This is a genomic window from Acinetobacter sp. SWBY1 (assembly GCF_002946595.1).
GTDB classification, from domain to species: domain Bacteria; phylum Pseudomonadota; class Gammaproteobacteria; order Pseudomonadales; family Moraxellaceae; genus Acinetobacter; species Acinetobacter towneri.
In genome coordinates, this window is the sequence record NZ_CP026616.1 from 554569 (window position 1) to 566714 (window position 12146).

The 12146-nt window shown below is 38.7% G+C and carries 9 protein-coding genes; 7 read left to right on the forward strand and 2 right to left on the reverse strand.

Features of this window, described 5'->3' with window-relative positions; genetic code table 11:
* Window positions 1-85: 85 nt before the first annotated feature.
* The 5 genes from C3Y93_RS02735 to C3Y93_RS02755 all read left to right on the forward strand — a co-directional run bounded on the left by C3Y93_RS02735 (window position 86) and on the right by C3Y93_RS02755 (window position 6028).
* On the forward strand, window positions 86-1810 hold the full coding sequence (locus C3Y93_RS02735; RefSeq protein WP_104851989.1) for a SulP family inorganic anion transporter: 1725 nt from the start codon (window positions 86-88) through the stop codon (window positions 1808-1810).
* Between the two features lie 212 nt (window positions 1811-2022).
* Entirely contained in the window at window positions 2023-3219 is a 1197-nt protein-coding gene (gene sstT, locus C3Y93_RS02740; RefSeq protein WP_104851990.1) for a serine/threonine transporter SstT, read from the forward strand.
* A gap of 37 nt (window positions 3220-3256) precedes the next feature.
* Window positions 3257-3931 (forward strand): YoaK family protein, encoded by a 675-nt coding sequence (locus tag C3Y93_RS02745; RefSeq protein WP_104851991.1) that lies wholly within the window; start codon window positions 3257-3259, stop codon window positions 3929-3931.
* 15 nt (window positions 3932-3946) lie between these two features.
* Complete coding sequence (locus tag C3Y93_RS02750) at window positions 3947-4480, forward strand: DUF2058 domain-containing protein (RefSeq protein ID WP_004973493.1); 534 nt, start codon at window positions 3947-3949, stop codon at window positions 4478-4480.
* 261 nt (window positions 4481-4741) lie between these two features.
* Window positions 4742-6028 (forward strand): mechanosensitive ion channel family protein, encoded by a 1287-nt coding sequence (locus tag C3Y93_RS02755; protein WP_104851992.1) that lies wholly within the window; start codon window positions 4742-4744, stop codon window positions 6026-6028.
* Between the two features lie 487 nt (window positions 6029-6515).
* Here the strand turns inward: C3Y93_RS02755 and C3Y93_RS02760 are convergent, their stop codons facing one another.
* Complete coding sequence (locus C3Y93_RS02760; RefSeq protein WP_104851993.1) at window positions 6516-6998, reverse strand: hypothetical protein; 483 nt, start codon at window positions 6996-6998, stop codon at window positions 6516-6518.
* 229 nt (window positions 6999-7227) lie between these two features.
* On the opposite strand from C3Y93_RS02760, the gene C3Y93_RS02765 reads away from it, so the two are divergent.
* On the forward strand, window positions 7228-8661 hold the full coding sequence (locus C3Y93_RS02765) for a GGDEF domain-containing protein (RefSeq protein ID WP_207973578.1): 1434 nt from the start codon (window positions 7228-7230) through the stop codon (window positions 8659-8661).
* Between the two features lie 51 nt (window positions 8662-8712).
* Window positions 8713-10203, forward strand: coding sequence for an amidase (locus C3Y93_RS02770; RefSeq protein ID WP_104851995.1), 1491 nt, complete (start codon window positions 8713-8715; stop codon window positions 10201-10203).
* 99 nt (window positions 10204-10302) lie between these two features.
* On the opposite strand, the gene C3Y93_RS02775 is transcribed toward C3Y93_RS02770, so the two are convergent.
* Complete coding sequence (locus C3Y93_RS02775) at window positions 10303-11484, reverse strand: MFS transporter (RefSeq protein ID WP_104851996.1); 1182 nt, start codon at window positions 11482-11484, stop codon at window positions 10303-10305.
* Window positions 11485-12146 lie beyond the last annotated feature (662 nt).

Below are 12146 nucleotides of genomic sequence, written 5' to 3' on the forward strand. Positions count from 1 at the left end.
AAACTTGAATACTCTCCTGCTATTTCAAAGACTTCTTAGCATTTTTTGTTCATAATATATCTAAATTTATGATTTAGATTTCAGTATGTCAGATTTCAATTCACGTTTGGCTCGTGTACTACCTGCTTGGCAATGGCTGCGAAAATACAATGCAGAAACATTGAAATCTGATCTGCTGTCTGCGTTTATTGTCATTGCCATGTTGGTACCTCAAGGAATGGCCTATGCCATGCTTGCAGGTTTGCCTCCTGTCATGGGTTTATACGCGAGCGTGATCCCCATGATCATGTACGCCTTGGTTGGTGGCAGCCCAACCTTGTCCATTGGCCCAGTCGCCATTATTTCTATGATGACCTTTGCGACGCTCAATCCTTTATTTGAAGTCGGCTCGGCAGCTTATATTCAAGCAGCTTGTTTACTTGCCCTGATGGTCGGCATTATTTCACTACTTTTAGGTGTTTTTCGTTTCGGTTTTTTAATTCAACTCATTAGCCATCCTGTTATTAAAAGCTTCATTATTGCCTCTGCATTAATGATTGCGATTGGACAGCTTAAATTTGTGTTAGACATCCCCCTTAAAGCCAATAACTTACCTGAGTTCTTATACAGCTTTTGGAAATATATGGGACAAACCCATTTTTATAGCGTGCTCTTAGGTGTTGCTGCCATTTTATTTCTAATTTATGCCCCTAATATCATCAACAGTAATGCCATTCGTGAGCGTGTTCGAGGTAGCGGCTTTATCTTAAAAGCCTTGCCATTGGTATTGGTGATCGGTTCAATTGCTTTGGTTTATTCATTGCATTTGCAACAAATCGGCATTAAAACAGTCGGAGAAATTCCTTCAGGATTTCCGCCTATTCAATTCCCTGAATGGAATGCACAACTTGTTCTACAACTCCTTCCTGGCGCAGCCATGATTGCCATGATCAGTTTTGTGGAATCTCTGTCTATTGCGCAAGCCACCGCCTTACAACAACGTAGTCACTTAAATAGCAATCAGGAACTGATTGCACTCGGTTTAGCCAATTTTGGCGCAGGTGTTAGCTCCTCTTTTCCCGTCACAGGCAGTTTGTCGCGTACCGTGGTCAATGCCGATGCAGGTGCAAAAACACCAATGGCAGGTGTATTTACCTCCATCGTGATTGTTATTGTCAGTTTATACTTCACGGGATTTTTCCAAGACTTACCACTGGCTGTTTTGGCTGCAACCATTATTGTTTCAATTTGGAAACTGGTCGAGTTCCAATCTTTTAAAGAAACTTGGCGTTATTCCAAAGCCGATGGTCTGGCCATGTGGGTGACGTTCTTTGGTGTTGTATTCATTGATATTTCGACAGGTTTAATTATTGGGATTGTGTCCACCTTTATTCTAATGTTGTGGCGTATTAGCCGACCACATATTGCGGTAATTGGTTTACTTGAAGGCACACAACATTTTCGTAATATTCAGCGGCATCAAGTGCGTACCGCGCCACACGTGCTATCCATGCGAATTGATGAAAATCTAACCTTTTTAAATGCCAATACTTTAAAAGGCTTTTTTATTAATCAAGTCAGCCAAAACCCTCAGTTAAAGCATGTAGTGGTGAATTGTTCGAGTATTAGCAGTATTGATTTAAGCGCACTCGAAATGCTGGAAGATTTAAATCTTGAACTAAAAAAATTGAATATTTGTCTGCATTTTTCAGAAATTAAAGGCCCGGTAATGGACAAATTACAACACTCAAAACTTTTGCAGCATTTAAATGGAAAAGTTTATTTGTCACATTATTTAGCCATGCAAGAGCTTGCGCCTGAACTGACTTAAAGATCAAGAAATTGATCTTTAATTTTATCTTTAAAACTGGATGCTCAACACACATGCTTTTTGATCAAAGAGTACTTTTATCTTGCTGAAATTTAAGTAGTTTAATAAATATCACTTTTAAAAATATAGACTTAATTTTTATATAAAAATTATTTTTAAGCACATGGATATTTCAGTATAAAATAGCCGCTTTTCTTTTACCTTATTTTCGTATGTTTTCAGCTTTTTTGCGTTTGAGTTTAGTCTCCCGAATTATGATTGCAATTGTACTCGGTGTGGCTGTTGCAATTTTATTTCCAGAGTCTGCGCCCTATTTAAGCCTTTTGGGTGATATATTTATTAAAGCCCTGAAGTCTGTTGCGCCAATTTTAGTCTTTATTTTGGTCATGGCATCGATTGCCAATTTTAAAATTGGAAGCAGCAATGCCTATATCAAACCGATTATGCTGATGTATGCGATTGGTATGTTCTTGGCTGCGCTCAGTGCAGTTATTGCAAGTACGCTTTTCCCAAGTACATTATTTTTAGATGTTGCAACACAGTCAGAATTAACCCCGCCGGGCAGTCTTGCTGAAATTTTGAAAAATCTTTTACTTAGTTTTGTTGCTAACCCTGTAGTTGCCATTGCCGAAGCCAACTTTATTGGTATTTTGGCTTGGGCTGTGGCTTTAGGGATTGCCTTCCGCCATGCTACAGAGTCCACCAAAGCATTGTTGAATGATGCAGCCAATGCAGTCAATCGCGTTATTCGCTTGGTGATTAACTTTGCGCCTTTCGGTATTTTTGGCTTGGTTGCCGTGACATTTGCCGATGCAGGCTTGAGCACCTTAGCCAGTTATGCTCAATTATTGGCAGTCTTGTTAGGTACGATGTTCTTTGTCGCGTTGGTCATCAACCCAATCATGGTGGCATTTGTGACCCGCAGCAATCCTTATCCTTTAGTTTTTCAATGCTTACGCGAAAGTGGCATTACTGCTTTCTTTACCCGTAGTTCTGCAGCCAATATCCCTGTCAATTTAGACTTAGCCAAGCGTTTAGGCGTACAGGAATCAACCGCGAGTGTTGCAATTCCGTTAGGTGCAGTAATTAACATGGCAGGCGCATCGGTCACCATTACCGTTTTGACCTTAGCTGCGGTAAATACTTTAGGAATTTCTGTCGATTTTAGCACCATGCTGATTTTATCTGTGGTTACAACGGTGTCGGCCTGTGGTGCTTCAGGCGTTGCGGGCGGCTCGTTACTGCTGATTCCTGTAGCGTGTGGCTTATTTGGTATTTCTTCAGATATTGCCATGCAAGTTGTTGCAATTGGTATGGTCATTAGCGTATTGCAAGATTCAACCGAAACTGCACTTAACTCATCTACCGATGTGCTATTTACTACTGCGGTTGACCGTGGTTTGAGTTAAGATACAATGCGTTAGGAAACTTACGCAATCATCCATTATGCCTTTTCAAACTTTACCCCTTTGGGTGCAATTTGGTGCTTTTTTTCTAGCCGTCAATGCTGGAATTATTAACGTACTCGGATTGGTGACCATATTGCACCAGTCCGTTTCGCACATGACTGGTAACGTTAGTATCTTGGCGATGGCGCTAATCGACTGGAAACCAGAAGCCATGATTTTCTTGTTTCTGGTGATTTTGTGCTATGTGATTGGCTCATTTTATAGCGGCGTCATTTTAGGAAATAGCAATTTTCGCTTAGGGCGTCGTTATGGTTTGCCCATGAGTTTGGTGGCATTTTTTATTTTAATCTGCTGGGCATTATTGCCTTATTTCCCACGTTATGCCCTGCTTTGGGCATCGGTTGCCATGGGCATACAAAATGCCATGATCAGCTACTATAAAGGCACCATCATCCGCACCACACATTTATCTGGGGTATTGACCGATTTAGGCTTAGCTCTCGGTTATCGAGTGCGGGGCTTACAAGTTGAAAAAAGGCGTATTGTTTTACACCTACTGATTTTAATTGGTTTCTTTGTGGGTGGATTACTCGCTGCAGCCATTTATCCTACATTTAAACTGAATTCTTTTCTGGTACCTGCAGGACTCAGCCTAAGTTTGAGTTTGGTGTATTGGATTATTTATTTTCGCTATCGACATCTTCAACATTAAGTTTCGGAAATTATCATGGTTAAAAATGCACTACAGGCACAATTGCTCAAAGCGGGTTTAGTGGATAATAAAAAAGCAAAAAAACTGTCTAAACAAACCTTACACGAACAGCGCACAGGTGAAAGTAAAGATGCTGAAGTGAAAGCCAAAATTGCACAGGCACAGCAAGAAAAACTCGCCAAAGACCAAGCTATTGAGCAAGAAAAGAAAGCCGCTTTACAGGAAAAAGAACTGAAAGCAGCAATTATGCAAATGATTCAGCAGCATAAAATTCGTGATACCGATGGTGAAGTGGCTTATCAGTTTTTAGATGGCAAGATTAAAAAAGTGTATATCAATCAACAAATTTACAATGCACTCGTGGCAGGTAGTTTGGTGATTGCCAAAGAAAATGACAGTTATGCGTTCCTGCCTAAAGCTTTAGCTGAACGTATTAATAGCAAAATGGAAGGCTTTATTATTGTCAATAATGCCGAGAAAAATGAAGCCACGACAGATGAAGAAGATCCATACGCAGCCTATGTGATTCCAGATGATTTAATGTGGTAGATCACGCAAGTATTTATGCTAGGTATCTATTCAAAGCCAGTATCTGTACTGGCTTTTTTATTATGACTGCAACTTGATTGAAAACTTTCAGTAAAAACAAATAATTGAAATGTAGCAAAAAGTTACTCAGCCTTCAAATTTAAACTTTAGTCGATACACTATCTAACAATTTCATACATCAATGAAGAATTAAGGTGAATTGCAGGCCAAAATTCTAAGTGCCGTGCAGACGAAAATCAGCAACCTTAAAGCGAGGACCTTTTGCAAGAATTTAATTTTATTCAAAATATTCAGGAATGGTATAACCAATACCCTTGGTTAGAAATGCTGACCTCACTCAGTATTGTGATTCTACTGGCAATTTTAGCCAACTTTATTGCCAAGCAAATTGTAGTGCGCGGGATTCGCAAACTGATTTCTAAAATGACCTTTGCCAATAGTGAAATTATTTCACAGCATAGTGTCATCCGACGTATTGCCAACATTGTCCCAGCTGTCGTGATTATGAACGGCATCACCACCGTACCGCATTTGTCAGATAAAGTAGAAAGCTTTGTGCAAATGGGTGCGCAAGCCTTTATATTCCTGACCATTGCATTGGCAATTTCTGAATTTTTAAATATTTTTAACCTGTTCTATCAACGCAACCCTAAGTCACGCAACAAGCCAATTAAGGGCTATTTGCAGTTAGTTAAACTCATTATTTATGTGGTCTGTGCCCTCATGATTTTAGGCACTTTCCTGAAAAAAGATGTGTTTACCTTACTCGCAGGTTTTGGTGCGATGGCTGCTGTTTTGATGTTGGTTTTCCAAAATACCATTTTATCTCTAGTGGCTTCGGTACAAATTTCTTCCTACGATATGGTACGGATTGGTGACTGGATTGAAATGCCTTCTTTAAATGCCGATGGTGATGTCATTGATATGTCATTACATACAGTCACCGTGCAAAACTGGGATAAAACCCTGACCACTATTCCAACCAATAAACTCATTACCGATACCTTTAAAAACTGGCGTGGCATGCAGGAAGCTGGTGCCCGACGTATTAAACGTGCCATTATAATTGATCAAAGTTCTGTGCACTTTATGACTGAACATGAACAAAGCAAACTTAAAGAGTTTTTGTTATTGGATCAATATTTACATAGCAAAAATGAAGAAATTGAGCAGTTTAATCAGCAGTTAGCAAATCAATCACAATACAACCAACGCCGTTTAACCAATTTAGGGACGTTCCGTGCCTATGTTGAATTTTATCTGAAACAGCATCCTGGCATTAATCAATCTCAGTCATTGATTATTCGTCAACTACAGCCAAGCAGTGAAGGTTTACCACTAGAAATTTATGCCTTTACCAAAACCACTGCATGGAAAGAATATGAAAGTATTCAATCCGATATTTTTGATCATTTGCTGGCAATTATTCCGGAGTTTGGCTTAAAAGTGTATCAAGCCCCATCGGGTTCAGATTTAAAGCAAATTGCTGCACCATTTAAAGCAAGTTCTGTCCAAAGTCTAAATCCTTTAGAAATTGACGAGGCATAATTATGGATTTATTGCTGAGCCATGTGTCGCAAAATGCTTGCATGGCTCAGTAGCCGTTTTTATTTTCAGCAAGACGATAAAATTTTCATTAAATTAAAATGCACTCGTACACTCGTATATGAATAAGAGAAAATAAAGTCTTATTTGTAAGAGCTTTGTTGAAACAAATATCTAACACTATGTTTTAATTATATTTAAATTTCCTCAAACCTTTAAATCACAGCTTGCTCCAAATTTATGTAATAAGGTCATTGCCGGTTGAAAAAGTCTAATGATTCTAAGAATTCACCTAACTTTTCAACTCACTAAAATGTGTCGCTCTTGTTAATTGATTCTGGATTCGAAAAATGATCATCAATAATTCGTCTAATGAAAGATTGAAATTCACTACTTTTGTGCTTTAGCGCTCTAGATGATCAATACACGCGCTCCAGGATGAGGGGTACGAGTTTATAAAAGATCTCTAATAGACCAAATAATCAAAAGTTTAAGGCAGGACGCGGTACAACGTCGCAAAACATTGTTCTGCTTTTTCATTACTACAGAAATTAATGGTGTGCGCATTTTTCCATTTTACAAAATATTGTGAAATTTCCCCTGTTTGGTCTTCCTGATATCCAGAACAATCCACTTCATTATTGTCATATTTAACTTGCAAAATTAAAGCCGGTAACGAATTTGCAGGGTCTTGTGAAGGTTGATAATCATATACACCTGCAGACCATTCTTGACCGCTTTTAATCACCACATCGCTATTACTTTTAAAGTTGTAATATTCAATACATTTACGATTATTTGGGATTTGCATGCCCCACAGCCCCACAATTTCTGGACGGGTCACCACACGAAATTTATTGGTCGTTTCTGCTGCTACTGGCGTTAACTTGGCTGAATCTATTGTTGTATTTTCATTCGCAATCGCGCAGACAGAACATAAGCTTAAAACTGTGGTTAGATATATTTTTTTCATACATTTATTTAAAGATATAAACCGTTTAGACAACTTAGCATATTTTTAATCCAAATCTGCAAGCATAAACATAAGACAACAATTTTATTTAACAAAATGTGACTTAGTTTACATTTAATCGACTTTGTAGGTAATGGTTATTTGATATGATCGCCTTTCTGTTGTGAACGTCACACTCATTCAAGTTTTTTTCTTAATTATCAACCCATTGCAAAAGTGAGTTTAGTACTTGCAAAACTTTAGCATACCGCAAACTATATCTTCGACTCAAAAGCAAATATTTGCCTTTGGACTGCTAGCCGTTGTGGTATTTTTTTCTTGTTTATTGGGTATTTTTACTCGCCCACTTAGCTACTTTTCTTTTTTTTGGCCAAGCAACGCCCTCTTGTTGGGGCTACTCATTCGCTTTCCATCTTTAAAAAGTTTTGGTGGAATTTTGGGTGCTTTTTTTGGCTATATGGGCGCCGATTTGGTCACAGACAATACTTTCCTGATGACGCTAGGTTTAACGCTTTCCAACTTTGTAGCTGTTTTTAGTGGGTTGTTTTTCTTTAATTTTGCCCGCGCTAAACTTCCAGCGAGCAATAATAATGTGTCAGAGCTATATCCACATATTATTGCTGTAACTTTAGGCTGTTTCTTTGGGGCTTTATTTGCCATTCTTCTGCTGCCAAATTTGCCGCACACCTTTATGTTAAAAGAAAATCGTTGGATTGATTTTTTTACTTGGTGGTCTGGTGAAATTTTAAATGCGGTAATTGTCTTACCTTTAATTTTGGCTGCCCCAGGCTGGTCTAAATTCAAAAAACTTATAAATAATCAATATGCTAAAGAAACTCAAATTCAGGATATCTTGCCCTTTTTTGCATTACTGATCTCTATCGCCTGCACCCATATTTTTTATGGACCAGGTGCATTGTTGTATCCATTGGCTGCATTAATTTGGGCAGCTGCCAGCTATCAACTTTTTAATTTGGCACTGATTAATAGCTTGGTCTGTTTAACTCTGTATCACAGCGTCACAGGCTTGTTTATAGATCAAGTGAATTCGAGTTATTTAACCACCATTATTTCTATTCGTGTGGGTTTAATTATTTTAGGTCTTGCCACGTTAATTTTATGTGTGATTAGCCAAAACCGAAATCAGTTGTATAGAGAAGTATTGTATTTGGCAAATCATGACAGTTTAACCGAAACACTGAACCGCCGTAGTTTTACTCAGTTAAGTGAAAAAGCTTTAAAGCATAAAAACAATCATTCACTGTCTTTAATTATGTTAGATATCGACGATTTTAAAAAAATGAATGATCAATATGGGCATTATGTCGGTGACCGTGCTTTGCAACATCTCTCTAACATCGTTAAAAGCAATTTACGTGATCACGATTTATTTTGTCGCATTGGTGGTGAAGAGTTCATTATTTTGCTGAACAATAATAACTTAAATAAAACTCAACGCATTGCAGAACGTATTCGTATGTGTATTGAACATCAAGCGTTAAATTTAGAAAACCTTGAACCCATTCATTTTACAGTAAGCATGGGCGTGTCACATACACACTTACCCACCAATCTCCCTTTACAAGATTTAATTATTCAGGCAGATCAGGCGCTATATCAGGCAAAAATGCAAGGTCGTAATCGGGTCATTCTTGCTTCTTAAACAAAAATAGCATACAACATCAATTTGACAATACAGATTTTCAAGATTGAAATGAAACTTGCAGAATACCTCCAATATGATGCTTTAGGCTTGGCAGAGCTGGTTGCCAAAAAGGATGCTCAGGCCTCAGAATTATTAGATATTGCGTTACAACGTGCTGAACAAACCAATCCACAATTAAATGCCATTATTATTCCTATGCATGAACATGCACGGCAGCGCACACAAACAAAATTAACAGGCCCATTTGCAGGTGTGCCCTTTTTAGTCAAAGACTTATTTCAACAATATGCAGGCTATCCGACTTCATTTGGTTGTCAGGGTTTAAAACGTGCGCATCATCTTGCAGAACAAAATGCAGAAATTGTAAATCGTTGGGAAAATAGCGGAATCGTTACCTTTGGACGTACCAACACGCCTGAATTTGGGATTAAAGGGATAACCGAGCCAGATGCTTGGGGTGCATGTAAAAATCCATGGAATTTGAAACACAATAGTGGTGGTTCTTCTGGTGGTTCTGCGTCTGCAGTTGCGGCAGGTATTGTGCCGATTGCAGGGGCAAGTGATGGCGGTGGTTCAATTCGTATTCCTGCGTCTTACTGTGGTTTGTTTGGTTTAAAACCAAGTCGTGGACGCACCCCGTGGGGGCCACAACTCAGTGAAGCCATGCATGGTGCAGCGATGCAACATATTTTAAGTAAAAGTGTACGTGACAGTGCGGCAATGCTCGATGCAACGCATGGCGCAGATGGTCATTCACTTTTCAAAATTGAAGCTCCTGAACGCAGTTATTTAGATGCAATTCAGCAAGCGCCAAAAAAATTAAGAATCGCATATTCGACCCAATCTCCGATTGGTACAGCTGTTTCACAAGATGCCATCAATGCCATTCAAAAAACCGTACAGCTTTTAGAATCTTTAGGGCATGAAGTGGTTGAAGACCGTCCTGCTATTGATGGCATGCAATTGGCCAAAGATTTCATTACCACATGGTTTAGCCAATTTGCTTATTTAATTGCTGAAATTCAAACTCGCCTGCCAAATCATTCCGATAATTTTGAGCTAGACTCTTTGGCTTTGGCTGCCTTTGGCGCAAAAACCACGTCAGTAGATTACATTCGTAATTTGAATAATTGGGGGGTATATGTCGCGCAAATGAATCAATTCTTTGAGCGTTATGATTTATACCTCATCCCTGCAACTGCCTCAGTTGCACCAAAAAATGGCGAAGTTAAAACTCCTGCATGGCAAAAACCAATTTTAAAAACACTATTACATGCAGGTAAAGCACATTGGTTAGCGCAAGGTAAATTGGTCGATCGCATTGTCAAAGAAAACCTAAAATGGGTGCCATTTACTCAACTTGCCAATATTACTGGGCTGCCTGCAATGTCTGTGCCATTGTATTGGAATAAAGATAACTTACCATTGGGTTCGCAGTTTATTGCGCCTTTTGCACGTGAAGATGTGCTTTTACAACTGGCTGCACAACTTGAAACGGCTCAACCGTGGTGGCATCAATACGCTAAAATCCGTATTTAATGTAGCAATCAATTAGTAAGAAGCAAGCAAACTATACCCATCCAACTTTGCTTGCTTCTATTTTTGATAAAAGAACGGTATCACTGCAAAATCACCAATCTAGGCTTTGGTATCACTCGACATTGACTGCGATTCTAATTGCTTTGGCAATCCCCAAATAAAACACAGACCAACGAGTGTAGATAATCCTGCAAAAATAAAAATCCATTCGCCTGAAACAATATCCCAATAATGCCCTGCCAAAATACTCCCCAGTGCAACACCTAAACCCCACATGGTACTGTAAAGTGCTTGCCCACGACCTTGTTGCCCTGCAGAAAAGTTTTGAAAAATCACCCGCATGGCAATGATATGAAATAATCCAAAACTAAAGGCATGGATGCTTTGTGCAAAAAAATGTGCAAAAAATATGGATGGAAATAAACCAACTATCACCCAACGTAAGCCTGTTAAAATTAAACATACGGCAACCAGTGAACGCCAAGACCAACGCTTTAAAAACAAACTCGCATAGGCAAACATAATGATTTCAGCAACCACCCCGACAGACCACAATAAACCGATCTGACTTGTGCTAAATCCTGCCTGACTTAAAAAATTACTATAAAAACTATAAAATGGTGCATGCGAAAACAGTAAAATCAATTCAATTATAAAAAATGAATAGACTACTGGGCGCTTTAAAATAGGCAATAAGGGTTCAAGTTGTTTTTGTGCAATGGGTGCGGAGCTTGGTTCTTGAATACTGAATGACCATAGAAATGCCAGTAAAGAAATACTGAGTAGCAACATCGGTAACATGGAGATTGGTATAATTTCCAAAATAGCACCTATGCCAAAAACCCCGACAATAAAACCTATAGAGCCCCATTTACGCACTTTGCCATAGAGTTCCGCACGTTTCTCGCCCAACCAAAACAAAGTCACGCCTTCAAATTGTGCCAAAATTGCGTTTTGGAAAAAGCTAAAAATTAGCATGAGTAATGCAACAGACTGAAAGCTATTCGGAACAATAAAAATCAGTAACCAAATACTGGCTTCCATCCAAGTTGCGATGCGCACCAAAAGCATCCGTTTGCCTGATTTATCGGCAATCCATCCCCAAATAAAAGGCGCGAAAAAGCGCGTTAAAATGGCAATAGAAGATAAAACACCAATTTCCTGATAATTAAAGCCCTGATCTTCTAAATACAGGCTCCAAAAAGGCAAAAACGTCCCAACAATTGCGTAGTAGAAAAAGTAGAATCCACTTAGTTTGTGTCGAATTGGAATAGGTTGCATTAGCTTGCATATCCTTGCATTTTCAATAACTTAAAATATTCAAAGGTTGCATAGCATTGCATGAGTTTGTCCTTGATTGCAGTTCAACTGTCTACAAATCAGTCTACAAACTTTAAAAAAATATTTTTCCTAATTTTTTGTAGACCGCAGCATAAGACATAGATGTTCTTAATTTTATGATTAAATTTGATGAAAAGCACGTTGCATTAAGTGAGGTGATGGATTGATGGGGTTCTTAGGTGGTTTATGTCGCACTTCAAGTTTTACTCTGCAATGCATATTCCAACTACCTAGCCACCAAAAGCCTATCAAAATAACTTAAACAGCCTTTGTGGAACTCTTCGTTAAAATTTATTTCAGGGTCGTCTTTTTCATCGTCGCACCTATCTGCTGAGGGTAAGTCATTGTACTTGGCATATAGATACCCATTACATAGCTCGGTGCGGTATTCATGCCCGCACTCAGGGTCTATTCTTCGTGTCTCTTCTGCTTTAAGTGTGAGTAAAGTGCCAGCGATAAGCAAAGCAAGAATGGCTAAAACCAAGTGACTTAGGCTCATTTTAATTTTCCGATTTTATTATTATTGCTTTCAATAATTTATCACCTAACTTTCGTTTGTTCAAAATAATTCAGACAAACACTACTTGAAAGCCTGATCTATT

What these genes read in the sequence shown, in the direction of transcription:
- C3Y93_RS02770 (WP_104851995.1), top strand. Translation starts at nt 8,713, where the DNA reads ATGAAACTTGCAGAATACCTCCAATATGATGCTTTAGGCTTGGCAGAG.
- C3Y93_RS02750 (WP_004973493.1), top strand. Translation starts at nt 3,947, where the DNA reads ATGGTTAAAAATGCACTACAGGCACAATTGCTCAAAGCGGGTTTAGTG.
- C3Y93_RS02735 (WP_104851989.1), top strand. Translation starts at nt 86, where the DNA reads ATGTCAGATTTCAATTCACGTTTGGCTCGTGTACTACCTGCTTGGCAA.
- C3Y93_RS02745 (WP_104851991.1), top strand. Translation starts at nt 3,257, where the DNA reads ATGCCTTTTCAAACTTTACCCCTTTGGGTGCAATTTGGTGCTTTTTTT.
- sstT (WP_104851990.1), top strand. Translation starts at nt 2,023, where the DNA reads ATGTTTTCAGCTTTTTTGCGTTTGAGTTTAGTCTCCCGAATTATGATT.
- C3Y93_RS02775 (WP_104851996.1), bottom strand. Translation starts at nt 11,484, where the DNA reads ATGCAACCTATTCCAATTCGACACAAACTAAGTGGATTCTACTTTTTC.
- C3Y93_RS02760 (WP_104851993.1), bottom strand. Translation starts at nt 6,998, where the DNA reads ATGAAAAAAATATATCTAACCACAGTTTTAAGCTTATGTTCTGTCTGC.